Annotated in this window: 19 protein-coding genes; 1 reads left to right on the top strand and 18 read right to left on the bottom strand. The window is 28.6% G+C overall.

Features of this window, described 5'->3' with window-relative positions; all coding sequences use genetic code 11:
* Positions 1–17 precede the first annotated feature (17 nt).
* The 5 genes from JYG23_RS03490 to JYG23_RS03510 form a co-directional block, all read right to left on the bottom strand.
* Positions 18–497 carry an S-ribosylhomocysteine lyase gene (locus JYG23_RS03490; RefSeq protein ID WP_207237112.1) on the bottom strand — a complete coding sequence of 160 codons (480 nt, stop codon included), beginning with the start codon at positions 495–497 and terminating at the stop codon, positions 18–20.
* A 37-nt stretch (positions 498–534) separates the two neighbouring features.
* Positions 535–1887: a magnesium transporter gene (gene mgtE, locus JYG23_RS03495; protein ID WP_207237114.1), complete on the bottom strand. Its 1353-nt coding sequence runs from the start codon at positions 1885–1887 to the stop codon at positions 535–537.
* 548 nt (positions 1888–2435) lie between these two features.
* The gene (locus JYG23_RS03500) at positions 2436–4430 is read right to left on the bottom strand and encodes a hypothetical protein (RefSeq protein WP_207237116.1); all 1995 of its coding nucleotides are present in this window, start codon (positions 4428–4430) and stop codon (positions 2436–2438) included.
* 255 nt (positions 4431–4685) lie between these two features.
* Entirely contained in the window at positions 4686–5483 is a 798-nt protein-coding gene (locus JYG23_RS03505; protein WP_207237117.1) for a bifunctional 2-polyprenyl-6-hydroxyphenol methylase/3-demethylubiquinol 3-O-methyltransferase UbiG, read from the bottom strand.
* Positions 5484–5503: 20 nt separating this feature from the next.
* Positions 5504–6604, bottom strand: coding sequence for an alkaline phosphatase family protein (locus JYG23_RS03510; protein WP_207237119.1), 1101 nt, complete (start codon positions 6602–6604; stop codon positions 5504–5506).
* A gap of 182 nt (positions 6605–6786) precedes the next feature.
* Between JYG23_RS03510 and JYG23_RS03515 the strand changes: the two genes are divergently transcribed.
* Positions 6787–7326: a Uma2 family endonuclease gene (locus JYG23_RS03515; RefSeq protein WP_207237120.1), complete on the top strand. Its 540-nt coding sequence runs from the start codon at positions 6787–6789 to the stop codon at positions 7324–7326.
* A gap of 53 nt (positions 7327–7379) precedes the next feature.
* On the opposite strand, the gene JYG23_RS03520 is transcribed toward JYG23_RS03515, so the two are convergent.
* From JYG23_RS03520 to rimP, 13 genes are all read right to left on the bottom strand, one after another.
* A complete protein-coding gene (locus tag JYG23_RS03520; protein ID WP_305848858.1) occupies positions 7380–7814 on the bottom strand; it encodes a dUTP diphosphatase in 435 nt (144 codons plus the stop codon).
* 46 nt (positions 7815–7860) lie between these two features.
* The gene (locus JYG23_RS03525) at positions 7861–9126 is read right to left on the bottom strand and encodes a pitrilysin family protein (protein WP_207237122.1); all 1266 of its coding nucleotides are present in this window, start codon (positions 9124–9126) and stop codon (positions 7861–7863) included.
* Between the two features lie 270 nt (positions 9127–9396).
* Positions 9397–11502 carry a polyribonucleotide nucleotidyltransferase gene (locus JYG23_RS03530; protein ID WP_207237124.1) on the bottom strand — a complete coding sequence of 702 codons (2106 nt, stop codon included), beginning with the start codon at positions 11500–11502 and terminating at the stop codon, positions 9397–9399.
* Between the two features lie 97 nt (positions 11503–11599).
* Positions 11600–11878 carry a 30S ribosomal protein S15 gene (gene rpsO / locus JYG23_RS03535; RefSeq protein WP_207237126.1) on the bottom strand — a complete coding sequence of 93 codons (279 nt, stop codon included), beginning with the start codon at positions 11876–11878 and terminating at the stop codon, positions 11600–11602.
* Positions 11879–11999: 121 nt separating this feature from the next.
* A complete protein-coding gene (locus JYG23_RS03540; protein ID WP_207237127.1) occupies positions 12000–12746 on the bottom strand; it encodes an FAD synthetase family protein in 747 nt (248 codons plus the stop codon).
* 7 nt (positions 12747–12753) lie between these two features.
* Positions 12754–13641, bottom strand: a complete 888-nt coding sequence (gene truB, locus JYG23_RS03545; protein WP_207237129.1) for a tRNA pseudouridine(55) synthase TruB — start codon at positions 13639–13641, stop codon at positions 12754–12756.
* Positions 13641–14618 (bottom strand): bifunctional oligoribonuclease/PAP phosphatase NrnA, encoded by a 978-nt coding sequence (locus JYG23_RS03550; RefSeq protein WP_207237130.1) that lies wholly within the window; start codon positions 14616–14618, stop codon positions 13641–13643. Before JYG23_RS03550 ends, truB begins: the two co-directional genes overlap by 1 nt.
* A complete protein-coding gene (rbfA, locus tag JYG23_RS03555) occupies positions 14599–14970 on the bottom strand; it encodes a 30S ribosome-binding factor RbfA (RefSeq protein WP_207237132.1) in 372 nt (123 codons plus the stop codon). Before rbfA ends, JYG23_RS03550 begins: the two co-directional genes overlap by 20 nt.
* A 15-nt stretch (positions 14971–14985) precedes the next feature.
* Positions 14986–17295 (bottom strand): translation initiation factor IF-2, encoded by a 2310-nt coding sequence (gene infB / locus JYG23_RS03560; RefSeq protein ID WP_207237134.1) that lies wholly within the window; start codon positions 17293–17295, stop codon positions 14986–14988.
* 16 nt (positions 17296–17311) lie between these two features.
* Entirely contained in the window at positions 17312–17608 is a 297-nt protein-coding gene (locus JYG23_RS03565; protein WP_207237136.1) for a ribosomal L7Ae/L30e/S12e/Gadd45 family protein, read from the bottom strand.
* Positions 17601–17882: an RNase P modulator RnpM gene (gene rnpM, locus JYG23_RS03570; RefSeq protein WP_207237138.1), complete on the bottom strand. Its 282-nt coding sequence runs from the start codon at positions 17880–17882 to the stop codon at positions 17601–17603. The genes JYG23_RS03565 and rnpM overlap by 8 nt, the downstream gene beginning before the upstream one ends.
* A complete protein-coding gene (gene nusA, locus JYG23_RS03575) occupies positions 17882–18994 on the bottom strand; it encodes a transcription termination factor NusA (RefSeq protein ID WP_207237139.1) in 1113 nt (370 codons plus the stop codon). The genes rnpM and nusA overlap by 1 nt, the downstream gene beginning before the upstream one ends.
* Before the next feature lie 11 nt (positions 18995–19005).
* Positions 19006–19470: a ribosome maturation factor RimP gene (gene rimP / locus JYG23_RS03580; protein WP_207237141.1), complete on the bottom strand. Its 465-nt coding sequence runs from the start codon at positions 19468–19470 to the stop codon at positions 19006–19008.
* Positions 19471–19538 lie beyond the last annotated feature (68 nt).

Raw genomic sequence — 19538 nt, forward strand, 5'->3', positions numbered from 1 at the left:
TTTCGATTTTGTATTATTTATTTACTGTAATGTAAATTTTCATAAGATAAATTTTCTAGTACCTCTTTTAAATAAACATTTGCTTCGTATTTAGCCATTGGCAAATTCATATCCAAGTAATTACCACAGGATGCAGCATCTGCTCCTGGAACTTCACCCTCATAGTTGGCAATATATTTAAACATTTCTGTTATAATATCAACAACATTTTCTGAGTCGAATTCACCTTTAAATACAACGTAAAACCCAGTTCTGCAACCCATAGGTCCAAAATATATAGTTTTTTCATCATATATGTCATGATTTCTCAAAAAAGTTGCACATATATGCTCTATTGTGTGCAATTCAGCAGTATTCATAACTGGCATCTGATTTGGCACCTTCATCCTAATATCAAATGTAGTTATGCAATTATCACCTATATAATCTTTTCTTGATAAATAAATACCTCTTCTCAGATTTAAATGGTTAACTTGAAAACTTTCAATTTTTTTCATATGCAATCTCCTCACAAAATTATATTTTAAACAATATTTATACACCAAGTAAAATTGCAGCAATTTTAAAGTATATAAGCAGTGACATAGCATCTACAATTGTTGTTATAAACGGACTAGCCATAACTGCTGGATCAAAACCTATTTTTTTTGCTAACATTGGTAATGTACAACCTACTATTTTGGCTATAAATACTGTTACAACTAAAGTTATACAAACTGTTAATGCAACAAAAATTGTTACTTTATCAAATAATATTAGCTTAATGAAATTAAATACTGCTAGTGTTACACCACATAGAAAAGCAACTCTAAACTCTTTCCAAGCAACTTTTAAAATATCTTTAAATCGTATTTCATCAAGAGATATACCTCTAATAATTGTAACTGAAGCTTGACTACCACAATTACCACCTGTATCCATTAGCATAGGTATAAAAGATGTTAAAATTACACATGCAGATAATGCTGATTCAAATCTTTTTATTATTATACCTGTGAATGTTGCTGATATCATAAGTAGCAATAACCAAGGAATACGACTTTTGAATATATCAAAAACTCTTGTTTTAATATATGGTTTTGTAGATGGCGTAATAGCTGCCATTATGTTTATATCTTCAGTTGTTTCATCTTCTAATACATCAATTGCATCATCTACCGTAATTATACCTACCATACGATTCTCTGTATCTACAACAGGCATAGCAAAAAAATCATATTTGCTAAACTTGTGTGCCACTTCTTCTTGCTCATCCTGTGTGCAAACAGATATTATGTTTTTTTCCATAATATCATTAATAATTTCACTTTCATCTGAAACTATAAGCTTTAATATAGACACTACTCCAATTAATCGCTTGGTTTCATCTGTAACATAACAAACGTTGATTGTTTCTTTGTGTATACCTGTTAATCTAATATGCTTGATAGCTTCATTTACATTCGTACTTGGCTGTAAGTTAACAAATTCTGTAGTCATTATACTTCCAGCACTATTTTCAGGATATTGTAAAATACTGTTGATTAGTTGTCTTTTTTGTGTGTCTGCTTGCCTTAATATACGTCCCACTACATTTGCTGGCATTTCCTCAACTAAATCTACTGCATCATCAATATACAGTTCATCCACTACTTCCTTTAACTCTTTATTTGAGAAGCCTTTAATTAATCTTTCCTTGAAATCACTCTCCATTTCAATGAATGTTTCTGCGGCTTTTTCTTTAGGTAATAATCTAAATAACAAAGGAACAAGATCCTCGTTTATTTCCTCAAATAATATTGCAATGTCAATTGGCTTAATTGTTATAAAGATGTCTTTCAATGAGCTAAATTTCTTCTTTTCAGTAAGAGTTATAATAGTTGTAATTAATGTGTTTTCTGTATTCATTTTTCTTAACCTCCATAATAATTCATTAATAGTATTTGAATACTACTAAGACAGGAGAAAAACACTAAATATTTAAAGTAGTAGCATGTACAGACAATTGCTAATTATATACTGCCTACTAAATATATCTGTCGTGCTCCCACCACTGCCTGGTTCCATGCCGCTCACCTCTCTTTTAATCTAAAATAATATTATAACCCATGTATTATATCATATTATCATATAATTAAAAAGTCTTTAAAGTAGTTTGTTTGTTTTTTCCTTTATTAGTATATGAAAAAAACTTTTATTTACTAAATATATTATGTATATTTCTTTTTTTGTTAAGTGAAAAAGTAAAATCCAGAGCAAACAGTCTACTCTAAAAACATCAAAACTCTATAAACACGTTGAAATCAACAAATTTATGGCATAAAAAAACTCCAACTTCAATACTTAATTGTATCAAAGTTGGAATACACTTTTGAAAACAAACGCTACGAATAATACAATGCGCACCCCTACTGACTTAAGGGTGTGCAAAACTGTTCAGGTGTGTGCAATTTCACCTACCTACATGCTTCTACATCTGCACCTAACGTATATGGATTTCCATTTTCATCATATTGATAAGAAAAAAGTACCCTATCACCAATATCAACATTGCGTAAAGATTTTGCATTATCTATAATTTTTATGTTTAATACATTACCTTCATCGTTTTTGATAGTAATTATGTAATCTTCTGAGATATCAATAACTTCACCATAGTCAACTATGATTTGTTCATCTTCATTCGCATCACTGATATTATCCTCAACAGGTGGATCTGATGTAGTGTATACATCATCGGAATCTTTAGTAATATCACTACATACATGATATAAGTTGTCATCAAAATTATAAAGCAACAAACAAGTTACTTTGTCATCAACATTTATGTTTGTATTACTTAATGCAACATCATCATCAATTTTTATTGTATATTCCAATTCACTATTAGTATCCTTTATAACGAAAATGTCAACTGACTTCTTTTCTATTACCTTTGCTTGGATAAATATTTTACCATAACGATTAGAAGCCTGCTTAAAAAGTTCAGAAGTAGAAACATGTGAACTATTAAATCGATTAATTAGTTTTTGCATATCATTATAGTAGGTATCATAAGAAAAGCTTATTAACTCTATGCTTAAAGGATTACACTTTTTTAGCTCCTTATTGATAGCTTCAAGATAAACTTCAAAACCATCCCTGAAATTATTATCTTTAGTGGCAAAGCCCCATTTTTTCCATTCTACTTCAAATAAATGATAGTAGTATAATTCATTAATTAATTCATCCCTAAAAGAATTTAATGATGGATCAATTATACTATTATTATAGCACTTTTTATAATAATCTAGATATAACTGATAAGCCTCTAGAAAATGATTTAATATTTGTTCCGACCAACATACCTCTGGCATATGAGATTCTCTATCATTTATAGTACATTGCTCGTTATTATAGTTATAAGGTGCACACAAATAGGATGACCCTTTTTCGTATGAATCTGTATCTAACAAAGTTAAACTCTCTAAAATCAATAAATCATTGCTATTTAACACTTTTATAGGAAATTCTAAAAAAATTGAATTATATTTTCCGTACGGATTTAGAATGAATAATGCAGGGTCAGCTGTATCATGTCCACATGACATACGTATATCATAACTTATCCCTTTATTTATAGGTTCAGGTAAAATAAATAAACAATCCTTTAGAGTACTTCCGCTTAAAGAAATGGTATGATTTGATTCTTCTTTAAATTGTTCTCTATAATTCTCAAATATTCCTTTCATGCTATCTAATTCTTCTCTATTAAAGTATATTTTTACCTCGTATTCTGAATCTAATTCATTTATTATCTCTACATTATCACCTTGTACAAGATTAAAAATATTTGGAGATACACTGCTACTATTATTCGCTAATTTTAAATCACAATTGTAATTAATTACTGCATATTTTTTACCATCATCTTTATTTTTGGATAAAATTAAACTTTTTGATTCCCTTGAAATGAAAGAATTAACATTTAATGATACATTAGTGTCTGAATATCCCAATGTAAAAAACAACATCTGAGACTCGTTCAAAGAACTACCGTCCTTAGCTTTTAGTTCCTTTGGAAGATAAAACGCATTAATACCATAATTATAATATTGCTCTGTAGCATATATTTCAATATAATTATCCTGTATTTTATAATAAAAATATCTATGCTCACTTGAATCTGGTTCTTTTGTTATAGCTAAAAAGATACCTGAATTTATATTTCCAAGTATATAATCGTCATCAACTAAGGGCTTGTTAAAATAAATTTTTAAAGTAGGCTGAAATAATTTTACAGGGATATCATTTCTCAAAAGACAATAGCCACCAGGTGCATATACTTCTGTAATCTCTAAACCACCTTTTAAATCCGTATAATTATTAGGACTATGATGGTGGTCACTATCGCAACCACCACATAGAAACATGCAACCTACTATTAAAATTAAGCAAAATCCTTTTCTCATAGAAAAGCTCACTCCTATTATTTGGTAATGTCTAGTAAACACCCCACTTTATTATTTCTACAGTAAATTTATATTTTGCAGATTTTTGCAATGCACTATAATAGATGTTTTAGTTTAGACTTATAACATATACACTTGATGCTAAGTTAAATTAGATATTAACTCAATATACAAGCGATATATTTTTATGCATATTCTATGCAATATTCAATATCTACTTACCAAACTAGAATTTAGTTTAGCACTTTACTTTCTTTACTTTTTACATATGTATAACAAATGATTACTCATACCAAGAAATTCAGGCTTTTCACATATATACAAATGATATTTGATATATTGATTATAGCTTTCCTCATCCATCTCATTTATTTTATCAGTAAGCAGTTCGCTAGCACCATCAGAAGCTATAATTTTTTCTATATGCATACTGGCTTTATTTAACATACACTTAGATTCGTCAACTGTAAAAAATATAAACGGGAAGTTATCTAATTTCATTGTTTTATGGTTATAATTATGTTCTTTAAAATAAGTATTACACCTATAAAACTCTGTTAAAAAAATCATATCATGATTTATAAAAGCTACAAAAATTGTTCCATCTTTTTTACAAACTCTCATTGCCTCTTTTATGCATTTTTGTCTATCGCATTCTTTTTCTAAATGGTATAAAGGACCAAATAAAAGTACTATGTCAAAAGTATTATCATCAAATACTGATAAATCTATTGCATTACCTTGTCTTAAGTCTACTTTAAGATTAGGAGTAATCTTCTTTTTAAATGCTTCTATATTTGCATCCGCAAGCTCAACAGATGTTACATCATAACCTTTAGCTGCATAATGCAGGCTATATTCACCTGCACCAGCACCGATATCCAAAATTCTATCACCATATTTTAAATATTTATCAATATAGCTTGTAGTAGTAATAAACTCTATTCTTGCTGCTTTACACCAGTTTAGTCTACTATCCTCATTAAACCAATTATAAACAGCATTTACTCTCTCAGTCTCATTTTTCATTTCTCTTATTTTTTCTATTTCCATTTAAATCACCTGCTTTTAATTTATTTGCATTCAATAGCAATCAGTGGAACCATCATCTCTTCTTCTGTTAATCCTGCATGTGCACCTTTAAAATGATTAGTTTCTTGATATGAATTAAATAATGTAATATTATTAATTGCAATAGCTAAATAATCACCAATAAAATCTTCAGTTTTTCTATGTGCAGAACCTTCTCCAAATAATTTCATATCCATTACCTTTTGATGCTTCAGAAGTAAAAAATCATTTTTAAAATTTTTATTAAATTCTTCTTCAAATTGATTATGCATTCCTTCTTTTATAAAAAAAGATATTGCTCTTGATTCAACCGATGGTAGAAATTTTAATGTTTTTAATAGTTTTGGATAGTCTAAAATACATTTACCTTTAATATCAATATGTCCATGGTCCGCTGTGACAATTATTAATGTATTTTTCAACTTATTACTTAGCTTCTCTACCGACTTATTTATTCTTATAAACCATACTTTAACATCATCATTATCTGTTCCAAGCTCATGCATACTTGAATCTGGCTCGTTCCAGTAGGTATATATATAATTATTTTGACTTGTGCTGCCTATATTCTCTATCTCTTCAAACAATTCATCAAAACTGTCAATTATGTTAGTTCCAAACTGTGAAACAGAAAATGCATTTGCAGTACCTCTATTATTTATCCTATTAACTATGCTTTCATATGGAATTATTTTGTTTGCAACATTAAAATGTTTAAATTCTACATTATCATCGTTTGTATTAACGAATATATTAATATTGTCATTAATTTCATCAAAATGAAGGCTCCATCCAAGCCACCCATGTTCTTTTGGCGACAATCCACTATACAGTGTTGTTGTTGCAGCAGTAGTAGTTGGAGGAAATACAGATGAAATATTTTTTACTTTATGCTTAATCAAAAAACTGTCTTTATCAAGCATCTTATTTATATTATAGCTACCCATTCCATCAAAAATCATTAAAATTACATTATCATAGTTTTTCAGAAGCAAATCATCTATTTCTTTAATTGTTTTGTGATGATATTCTAAATTGTAGTGTTTTAAAATAGAATTTGATAAGCTTAAAATACTATCGTCATAATCCGGATACTTTATCATTTTCATCATCCTTTGCTATTATAATTTTTGTTTTTAAGACAAATTTTCGGAGCAATTCTTTCAAACATATTGCACCTCACAATAAAATTAACATATTATACCCTATAAGATAATATTAAACAAGTATTTTTGTAAAATTTTACATGAATTATGGGGAATAAGAATATTATAGGAGGGATATTATGCATGCCTTTAGTGATGCTGAGGTTAGTATTCAGGAATTTGATGAAATACGTGAGGATAAGTCATTTAATTATGAATTGATAGATGGTATAGTATGTATGTCATCTAAAACTAATTTGATAGATAAAAGTATATTGATGAATTTGTCTAGTGAAATAAGTTTCTACCTTAAAGGAAAGCCTTACAGAGTTTTTAGTGATATTGAAGTTGAAATTAATAATAACGTATTCTTCGCAGACATTTGTGTGGTTAAAAATCTTTATGATTTAAATACAAATAGACTTAAAGCTATTCCAATAATAATAATTGAAATGCTTAATACTGACAAAACAGTTTTAGAAACTGAGGACAAAATCAACAATTTTAAAAATTTTGGTGTAAAAGAATACTGGATTCTTAATCCTAAAAATAAATCTATTTATATAGTTAATTTACAAAATGAAACAATGATAAACTATTTTAATAGTATTAATATTAAATCAGATGTTTTAGTAGATTTCTCCATTTCTATGGAGGAAATATTTGATATGCTTTTGTAGCTATACATATAAACCCTTTATCAGTAAAACTGTGATAAAGGGTTATTATTTCATTATTTTATACCTGTGCTTCCTAATCCACCACGATTTTTATTCGACAATTCTTCAGCCTCAATAAATTGTATCTTTGGTTGATTTTCTACAATTCTAAATTGACAAATTCTATCATTCTTTTCAATAACAGTATCACGAAGTGCATATGATGGCATATACCACCAGTCTTCAGAACCACAGTACGAATTATCTACTATTCCACAATGATTTGTTTGTATAATTCCAAAATTTTTGTATGTACTGCTTCTTGGAACAATATGTGCCTCATACCCATCCGGAAGCTGCATTGCTACACCTAAATGAACTAATTTAAACTCACCAGCTTTTAACTCAACTCTTTCTGCTGACCTTAAATCTATCCAATCAGATTTTCCATCAATATAATTTAATCTCATTATTTCATCGTTCAAATATCTTATTTTTATGTTTTTCAAAATATATCCTCCTAATGTTTATTTCATTATATTTATAAATACAACTCTAGTTTAAAAGATTTTCAAATATGGACTGTAAATTTCTATTTTTCTTTAAATTTCCTGTGTATACTACTGAAATATTTTTCTTGTCGAATATCATATTGCATACTTTTATTATATCTTCTATCTTTACACTATTTATTTTATTAACTATTTCGTCAGGTGTTGAAATTGTATCATATAATAATTGTCTTCTGCCAACTGATGACATTCTGCTTGAAGTACTTTCAAGTGCAAGTATGTAGTCACTTTTAATTTGTTGTTTAGCTCTATTAAATTCAGTTAATAATATTCCTGAATTTTTCATTTTCTCCATTATATCAAGAATTGTCTTAACAGTTTCTTCAAGCTTATCATATGCAAGCCCTGCATAAATACCAAATAATCCTGTTTCAGAATAGTTTGAGGTAAAAGAATATATTGAATAAACTAATCCTCTCTTCTCCCTTATTTCTTGAAACAATTTTGAGCTCATAGTACCACCAATTATATTATTCATAACTATAAGTGGGTAATATAAATCATCATGTCTTCCGATTGTTTTATTAGCTAAACAGATATGCAATTGTTCTAAATCTTTATTAACTCCAATAATCTGTCTAGTGTAAGGACAATCCAACTTTATGTCTTCAATGTTATTGTTTTCCCACGAACAAAATTTTTCTTCTAACATTTTGATAAGCTTTTCTTCATCAAAACTTCCTGCTACTGATATAACAGTTTGTTCAGGAGTATACTGTTTGCTTTTATATTCTAAAACTCTTTCTTTTGTATACGTTTTTAGGTTTTTAGCAGTACCTAATATTGGATTAGATAAAGGGCTGTCCTTAAATATGATTTCAGAAATCTTATCATGCACTACATCTTCAGGAGAATCTTCATACATTTTAATTTCTTCAATAACAACTGATATTTCTTTATCTATTTCTTTTTGCTCAAATTTAGAATTAAAGAACATATCTGATAATATATCAACTGCTTCATTTAAATTTTCATCTAGCACTTTTATATAAAAGCATGTACAATCTTTACTAGTAAATGCATTTAATTGGCCACCTATATTATCAGTTTCTTCTGCAATTTGATTAGCAGTTCTATTTTCTGTCCCTTTAAATAGCATATGTTCAATAAAATGCGACATACCATTAGTATCATCAATTTCATTTACTGAACCCACTTTTAACCATATGCCAAATGATACAGATTTTACATAGTCTAATTTTTCCGTCATTATTCTTAGCCCATTTTTTAAGGTGTGCTTTTTTATCATGTTGCCTCCTAGTTTGTTCTCATCAAATAAAAAAATTAATATCAAAGCTAAGTATTAGAAAACATGCGAATGATATTAATTTTGCCTTTAATATTTAGTAATAAACAATTTAAATATAACTGTTTGAACATCTTAACATAATTAGAAGTAAAACTATAATAGTCAAAAAAACTATTATAATTATACGTCTTATAAAGAATATATTATTTTTAAAATTCATAATAATCCCCCTTTGTAATATTTATTACAATAAGGGGCTATTTATGATTGTTATTCTTTAGTACTTTCTTTATCTTTACTTTTTGGTAAAGCATCTTTTCTTGATAAATTAATTCTACCTTGTGCATCAATTTCAGTTACTTTTACAAGTATTTTATCACCAATTGACAATACATCTTCTACTTTTTTAATTCTCTTATCAGATATTTTAGAGATGTGTAATAATCCATCTTTTCCTTCTTCTAATTCAATAAAAGCTCCAAATGTAGTTATTCTAACAACTTTACCTAAGTAAACTTCTCCAACTTCTATTTCTTTAACGATTTTTTCAATTATCTTCTTAGCTTTATTTCCGCTTTCTGGATTTTCAGCTGCAATAAATACTGTTCCATCGTCTTGAATATCAATTTTTACGCCAGTTTCTTCAATTATTTTATTGATAACTTTTCCACCTGCACCAATAATATCTCTAATTTTATCAGGTTTAACCTTCATAATTATTATCTTTGGTGCATACTTAGATAATTCTTCTCTTGGCTCTGGTATACAAGCTAACATTTTATCAAGTATGAATAGTCTTCCTATTCTTGCTCTTTCTAGTGCATGTTCAAGTATTTCTTTGTTTATACCATGAATTTTAATATCCATTTGTATAGCAGTTATACCTTTGCTTGTTCCTGCAACTTTGAAATCCATGTCTCCTAAAAAGTCTTCCATACCTTGAATATCAGATAATACTGCAACCTTATCTTCTACCTTCATAAGTCCCATTGCGATACCAGCAACTGGTGCTTTTATTGGAACTCCAGCATCCATAAGTGATAATGTAGAACCACAAACACTCGCTTGAGATGTTGAACCGTTTGAACTTAATACTTCTGATACAAGTCTTATAGCATAAGGAAATTCATCTTTCGATGGAATTACAGGCAATAAAGCTCTTTCTGCTAATGCACCATGACCAATTTCTCTTCTTCCAGGTCCTCTTGAAGGTCTAGCTTCTCCAACACTGTATGATGGGAAATTGTAGTGATGCATATATCTTTTTGATTCTTCTTCTGATAAACCATCAAGAATTTGCACATCACTTATTGGTCCTAATGTCGTTATATTCATAACTTGAGTTTGACCTCTTGTAAATAGTCCTGAACCATGTGGTCTAGGTAATAATCCAACTTCACAAGTAATTTGTCTTATTTCATCTATTTTTCTATTATCAGGTCTAATTCCTCTTTCAACAATATTTTCCCTTACTTTTTCTTTTATAATCTTGTATGTTGCATCGTCAATATCAGCAACATTTTCAGGATACTTTTCAGAAAAAACTTCCATAATTTCAGCTTTTAGATTATCTATTTTTTCTTGTCTAGTTAATTTATCTGGCTCAATTATAGCATCATTTATTTTGGATCTAGAATACTCTACAATTTCTTCTTGTATACTAGGATCAGCTTTAAATTCATAATATTCAGTTTTTGGCTTTCCTACTTCTTTTTGTATTTCTTCAATAAACACACATATTTTTTTGATTTCTTCATGTGCAAATAATATTGCTTCTAGCATAGTTTGTTCTGAAACTTCATCTGCTCCAGCTTCAACCATCATTATTGCTTCTTTAGTTCCAGCTACTGTTAAGTGTAATTTTGATTTTTCTCTTTGTTCGCAATTTGGGTTTATGATGAATTTGTCGTCTATAAGTCCTACTGCAACCGCACCTGTTGGTCCAGCAAACGGTAAATCAGAAATAGACAATGATATTGATGAACCAATCATACCACAAATTTCCGGTGAATAATCAGTATCCATAGATAATACAGTTACAACTACTTGAACATTACTTCTATATCCTTTTGGAAATAAAGGTCTTATAGGCCTATCAATTAAACGTGAAGTTAAAATAGCTTTTTCAGTAGGTCTTCCTTCTCTTTTTATAAAACCACCTGGAATTTTTCCAGCGGCATAAAGTTTTTCTTCATAATCAACACTAAGTGGGAAAAAGTCAACACCTTCTCTTGGTTCACTAGAGCCTGCGACATTTGCCATTATTACAGTATCTCCATATTGAACTATACATGAACCTCTAGTTAACTCTGCAATTTTACCTATAGTTACTTTTAGCTCCTTACCATCAATTATGTATTTAAAAATTCTTTCCATTTACTCCTCCTATATTTTTAGAGTATATTAAATTTTTTACATAATATTTATATCGAATAAACAACAGAGCGGGAATTACCTCCCCGCTCCTAAAGTTTTATCTTCTTAATCCAAGTCTAGCTATAATGCTTCTGTATCTTTCGATTTCATTATTTTTTAAATAGTTTAAGAATCCTCTTCTTTGACCAACCATCATTAAAAGACCTCTTCTTGAGTGGTGATCTTTTTTGTTGCTTTTTAAGTGTTCAGTTAAATTATTAATTCTGTGAGTTAATATTGCTATTTGAACCTCAGGAGATCCTGTGTCCTTCTCATTTAATCTGTACTCTTCAATTATTGCTGTTTTTTGTTCTTTTGTTATTGCACCTTTTGACATTTTGTAATCCTCCAAATATTTTATTTTTTCACCTATAATCCATGTAATACGTTGAGGTTTCGTAAAACATAGATTAAGGAAACTCAATATATTTTAACATAATGAGTTGCTTTTGTAAATATTATTTATTCAAAAAAATAATATTTTCTTTTTGCTCTAGCTGTGTACTAAAGCATAATATTCTATTTCCATTTTCTGTACGAATATTTACAGTGCTTACTCTATCCCCCATCATCACAGGATAATCACCGTCCAATGGAATTATTATCTCACTATTCTTACAAACTATACAATTTACATTATTTGTATAATCAAAATCATTTGAATACAAAGTATATTTATTTTTTAGCAAATTATTTGCTTTATTTATATTACCTTCTTGTATATATTTCCTTATCATTGTACTGCTAATTTCCGAATTATTATATTTCACTTTTTCGACAATACTAACTTTATAATCATATTTATTTGCAAAATGGATTAAAGTCTGTGTATCTCCTTTAGCCATATAACCAAATCTAAAATTATAGCCTACTACAACATGCTTTATATTATATCTTTTAATCAATATTTCAGTTATAAACTTTTCAGGTGAATATTTAGAAACTTCTTCATTAAGTTCTAGTACACAAACATCAGTAGTATTATAACTTTTCAACATATTTATTTTATTTTCAAAGCTTGTAATGTATTTTAAATTTGTAGAATTCTTTTTCATTGACATATCAGAATATTTAAATGTTAAAATAATACTGTTAAAATTATTTTTATGACTTATATCTATCATAGTATTAATTAAAATATCATGTCCTTTATGAATACCGTCAAAATTTCCTATAGCTATACAAGAATAATTTTTATTAGTCATTTGCATATCACCTATTTATAAGCAATTTATTAATTTTAATTTGCTCATTATTTACTCTATGTCCAATACCAACAAGGATGTTTTTACAATACACATAAAAATTTTCAATATATGTTTCATCTAAAGATAAATTTATCTCGTTGCCCACTACAAGTTTTTCATAATGTTCATCATCAACAAAAACCTTTTTCATAGGTACAATATCGTCTACTGATATAAAACATTTATGTAGCTCATTGATTTCTTTATAATATCTTATTTCATCCAATGTGATAGAATCTTCAATTTTAAGTCCCTTAGCTTGTGTTCTTATCAATATACCCATATGAGCAAATGTACCAAGTTTTAACCCTATATCGTGGCATAGTGTACGCATATAAGTGCCTTTACTACAATTTACTCTAATTAATATTCTAGGTTTATCAATTTTTAAAATTTGTAAATCTTTAATTGTTACATCTCTTGCTTCTTTTTCAATGATTATATCCTGTCTAGCATATTCATAGAGCTTTTTACCTTTGTATTTGACAGCAGAAAAAGCAGGAGGTACTTGTTTAATATTACCTTTAAATAAGTTTATTGCATTTATTATAGCTTCGTCATCTATTTCATCTAAAATAATACTATTACATTCATCTATAATTTTTCCATACATATCCTGAGTATCAGTGCTTTTTCCCAATACTATCTCACAAATATATTCTTTATCACCGTTAATTAAATAATCACTAAATTTTGTCGCTTTTCCAACACATATCGGCAAAACGCCTGCCACATTTGGATCAAGTGTCCCAGCATGACCAACTTTTTTTATACTAAGGGTTTTTCTAATAAATCCCACAACATCGTGTGAGCTCATACCCGTAGGTTTTAGTATGTTCAATACTCCGTTCATTATTCACCTAAATAATCTATAAATTCTTTTACAATCATTTTTTCAGTTTCTTCTATAGAGTTATTCATAGAAAATCCAGCAGCTCTTTCATGACCGCCACCATTAAATTTCTTTGAGATATAAGAAACATCTATATTATTTTTTGAACGCAAGCTAACTTTAGTAATATTTTCACTAGTTTGCTTTAATACACATGATATTTCTGTTTCTTTAACTTCACGAATAAACTCAACTATTCCCTCTAAATCATTTATATCTATATTATTTCTTTTTACTATTTCATTAGTAATTTTGGCTATGCCGAGCTTATTATTATAATAAAAAGATATATTAGAAATACACTCAACATATGCATTGACAATATTGAATGGCTTAGAGTTATATATTATGTTATCTATTTTAGAGATATCTATTCCTATTTCTATAAGTTCTGAAGCAACTTGATGAGTCTGACTACTTGTAGATGAATATGCAAATTTACCTGTATCAGTTATGATAGCGATATAAATATATTCTGCCATTTTTAAATTAACTGATTTATTTGCAGCTTCAAATATATGATATAATAGCTCACCTGTTGAACTTATTTTAGTATCAATAATATTTATATCTGCAAACATAGTATTAGTCTTATGATGGTCAATACAAAATGTATGTTTAGAATTATTAATTATACATTTATATTTTCCTAGTCTATCTAAATCTCCACAATCCAATACAATTGTTAAATCAAATTGTTCATTTTCAAAATCATCCAGTATGCTAATCTGCTTAACATAGTCAACCAAATTAAATGGAATTTTGCCATCAAATCCAACAGACAAATTTTTATTGTAATTAGAATTAATAAATTCATATAGGGCCATAACTGACCCTATACAATCACCATCCGGAAATTTATGTCCTACAATGCAAATTCTGCTACTATTTTCTATCAAACTGAAAAGTTTTTCTACTTTAGTCTTCTCTAGAATCATCAACCGAACTAGCCTCCTGGTTTATTACTTTATCTATTAAGTTACTCATGTATATTCCTTTTTCAATTGAATAATCTTTTTCAAAGAATAATTCAGGTACTGTTCTGATTTTCATTTTTTTGCTTAATTCTCTGCGTATAAATCCTTTAGCCCTATTTAAAGCATCAATTGTAGGCTCACTTTCTCCATAGATAGAAACATAAACCTTGGCAGTTTTTAAATCCTCTGTAATTTTCAAATCTGTAATACTTAGCATTTCAGAGATTCTAGGGTCTTTAACATCTCTTCTAATAATTTCAGAGATTATTTTTTTCATTTCACCCATTAGCCTATTGTTTCTTTTTATTGACATTTTAAAGCCTTCTTTCTATCTTTTTATTTCTTCCATGATATAAGCTTCAATTATATCGCCTATTTTTATATCATTGTATTTGTCGATACCTAATCCACCTTCATAACTTGTATTTAATTCAGATGCATCATCCTTAAATCTTTTTAGTGAACTAACATCACCTTCATGGATTACTATATCATTTCTTAATAATCTTACTTTAGATTTTCTAGTTACTTTACCATTAAGTATATATACACCTGCAATTATACCTATGTTTGGCACTTTAAATGTTGCTCTTACTTCTGCTCTACCTTGAACAACTTCTTTATATTCAGGATCCAACATACCTTTGATAGCTGATTGTATGTCTTCAATAGCATTGTATATAATATTGTAAGTACGAACATCAACCTTTTCTCTTTTTGCTAATTCAGAAGCAAATACTGACGGTCTAACATTAAAGCCTATTACTATCGCATTTGATGCAGATGCAAGATTTATGTCATTTTCATTTATTCCACCAACACCATTGTGTATAATTTTAACTTTTACTTCTTTTATACTTAATTTTTCTAATGATTGTTTTATAGCTTCTATAGAACCACGAACATCTGCTTTTAGTATAATATTTAAATCTTTAACTTCACCCATTTGTATTTTATCATATAAATCGTCCAAAGATACTTTAGCTGTTGCATTCATGTTATCAGTTCTAACTTTGTCTTTCCTCTTTTCGGCAATAACTTTAGCATCCTTTTCAGAATTCATAGCAATCAGTATATCTCCTGCTTGTGGAGTTTCTGATAATCCTAACACTTCAACAGGTATTGAAGGTCCAGCTTGGTTAATTTTTTTGCCAACGCTATTGAATAATGCTCTTACTTTTCCGTATGAAGCTCCAACTAACACAAAATCACCTTTGTGTAATGTACCCTTTTGAACTAAAACAGTAGCTACTGGTCCTCTACCTTTATCAAGTTTTGCTTCAACAATTGTTCCTCTTGCATTTCTATTTGGATTAGCTTTTAATTCTTGCATTTCAGATACCAATAGAATCATTTCAAGAAGTTCTTGTATACCTTCTCTTTTCTTTGCAGAAACTGGAACAAAAATTGTATCTCCACCCCAATCTTCTGCTAAGACACCTTGCTCAGTTAATTCTTGCTTAACTTTATCTATATTAGCAGTCGGTCTATCCATTTTGTTTACAGCTACAATAAGTGGAATATTTGCTGCTTTAGCATGGTTTATAGCCTCAATCGTTTGTGGTTTTACACCATCATCAGCTGCAACAACAAGTATTGCCATATCAGTTATACTTGCACCTCTTGCACGCATAGCAGTAAATGCTTCGTGACCCGGCGTATCCAAGAATGTGATTTTTTTACCATTGATTTCAACAATTGATGCACCAATGTGCTGTGTAATACCACCTGCTTCATGTGATGTTTCAACAGTATCTCTGATAGCATCAAGTAATGAAGTTTTACCATGGTCAACGTGACCCATAACTGTTACAATAGGTGGTCTTTCTTTTAAATCTTTTGGATCATCTTCAACATCTTGATCTAGTTTTTCTTCTATAACTTGTAATTCATCAATTACAACTTTTTGATATACTTCTGCATTAAAATCAGTAGCTATAAGGCTTGCTGTATCAAAATCAATTTCTTGATTCATGTTAACCATTAAACCAAGCATTATAAGTTTTGAAATAACTTTGCTTACAGGTACACCCATTTTATCAGCTAAATCTCTAACAACAATTTCGTCTTCCATTTCAATGCGTTTGATTTTAGGTTGCTCTGGAGCTTTTTCTTTTGGTTTATTAGCCTCTGATAAATTTTTATTATTGTTTTTATTGTTCTTATTGTTTTTATTGTTTCTGTTACTTTTATTGTTTTTATTATTTCTATTATTATTATTGTTTTTATTATTATTATTATTATTATTAGGATGATTTTTTGCACTTGTATTTTTACTTTTTACTTCTACTTTTTTATTTGTAATTTCCTTATTAACTTTCTTCACCTTAACATCATTTAAAGATATATCTTTTTTCTCGTCAATAGCAGATGTTTTTTCTGATAATACGTCTGCTTTTAAAGATGATGTTTCCTTTTTGTCTTTTATTTTTGTTTTTGCTTCTTTTACCTTTGGTTTTGCATTTTCTTCTTTTTTGTTCCCATTACGTACATCAATAATTTTTCTAATTCTAAGAGTTTCTAAATCTGATATAGAACTCATATGTGAGTTTACTTCAATATTAAATTCTTTCTCTATTATATCTATTAACTCTTTACTATTAATTTTCAACTCTTTTGCTAACTCATATATTCTCATGTAGTCACCTCCAAATTTATGTGTTGTTTTTTAAATAAGGTATTATATTTTTATCAGTAACTGCTAAAACACTTACCTCTTTCTTATTTAATATCTTACCATAAACAACCTTCTCACCATATTCTAGAAATTCGCAATTGACTCTTTCACATTCAAATACTATATTTTTTTTAGTTTTCTCAGATGCATCGCTTGCAATTACGACCAGAATATTTTTACTGCTACTTTTTATAAGACTAACCGTAGTATCATAACCTAAGATTACTTTACCTGCTTTTCTAGCTATACCTAACATTCCATAAAATTTATTCATTTTTAGCTATCTCCAATTTGATTTGTTCATAAATATCATTAGGTATTTCTGTTTCTAAAGTTCTTGGCAATCTTTTTGACTTTACTGCTTTTTCAAAGCATTTCATATTTTTACAGATATATGCACCTCTGCCATTAAGTTTGCCCGTTGTATCTAACTTAACAGTTTCTGTGCCATCTTCTAGCTTTGTTTTAATGATTCTTACAAGCTCTTTTTTAGGAAAGCTTTCTGAACATCCAATACATTTTCTCAATGGTATCTTACGCTGTTTCATTATTCCACCTCTGGAATTTGTTCAGTTTCTACTTCAGTTTCTACTTCAGTAGTTACATCTATGTTCATGTTTCTTTCTACAGATTGTGTTTCACTTATTATATCTATTTTCCATCCAGTTAATTTTGCTGCAAGTCTTGCGTTTTGTCCTTCTTTACCAATTGCTAAAGATAACTGATTATCCGGTACTACTGCAACAGCAGCTTTCTGTTCTTCATTAACTGTTACATTCAAAATTTTTGCAGGTCCTAAACTATTTGCTATAAATATAGATGGATCTTTATCAAAAACAACTATATCAATTTTTTCTCCATGTATTTCACCTATAATAGTTCTAACTCTAACACCTTTATTACCTACACAAGATCCTACTGGATCAACGTTTAAATCGTTTGAGTGTATTGCTATTTTTGATCTTGAGCCAGCTTCACGAGATATACTGCGTATTTCTAATACACCATCATGAATTTCAGGAACTTCTAACTCAAATAATCTTTTTATAAGATTAGGATGCGTTCTTGATAACAAAATATTAGCACCTTTTCCAGTATTCTTAACTTCAAGTATAACTGCTTTTAATCTATCACCTTGATTAAAGTTTTCTCCAGGTATTTGTTCAGTTTGAGTAATCACACCTTCTATTTTACCTAAGTCAATATATATATTACCTCTATTTACTCTTTGAACAATACCATCAATTAAATCGCTTTCTCTACCTTCAAATTCATTAAATATATTTTCTCTTTCAGCTTCTCTAATTTTTTGAAGAATAACTTGTCTTGCAGTTTGTGCAGCAATTCTACCGAAGTCCTTTTTAGGTTTAATTTCAATTTTAACGATATCTCCAACTTCATATGAAGCTTTTATATTTCTAGCTTCTTCTAATGATATTTCTTCTTGAGGTTCCTGAACCTCAAGAACTACAGTTTTGTCTGCATATAATCTATAATCACCTGTAACTTCATCAGATTCTATAGAAAAATTATTAGATTTACTATAATTCTTTTTATAACCTGATTCTAATGCTGCCCTAATTGCTTCAATTACTACTTCAGGAGAAATTCCTTTTTCTTTTTCAAGTTCCCCCAATGCTCTTAATATATCTTTGCTCATTTTAACCTCCATTAAAAAAATTCAACAGCTTTATTTATTTTAGAAATATTTTTAAGTTCAATTATTACTTTTTCTTTTCCAACTTGTACTGTTACAGTTTCTTCAGCTTTTTCTAAAAGTGTTCCAATAATAAATTTAGTACCATTAACATTTTTGTAAAGTTTTATTTCAACTTCATTATTTATGTTATCGATAAAATCCGATTCCTTTTTAAAAGGTCTATCAATACCTGGAGAAGATACTTCTAAATAATATTGTTCATCAATGAAATCCATTGTGTCTATTTTTTTATTAAAAGCGTTGCTTATCATCGAGCAATCATCTATATTAATACCGCCATCTTTATCTATATAAATTCTTAGATACATAAATGGACCTTCTTTTACATACTCTATATCAATTAGTTGATATTCAGTATCTTTAATTATTTCATTTATGATATCTGTAGCAGTTTGTATAATTAGTTTTTTGTTCATAATTTCCTCCTTTGACTTAATTTATTAGTATAATTAGAAAGAGTGGGATTTACCCACTCTTTGACGTC

This window comes from Sedimentibacter sp. zth1 (assembly GCF_017352195.1).
Taxonomy (GTDB): domain Bacteria; phylum Bacillota; class Clostridia; order Tissierellales; family Sedimentibacteraceae; genus UBA1535.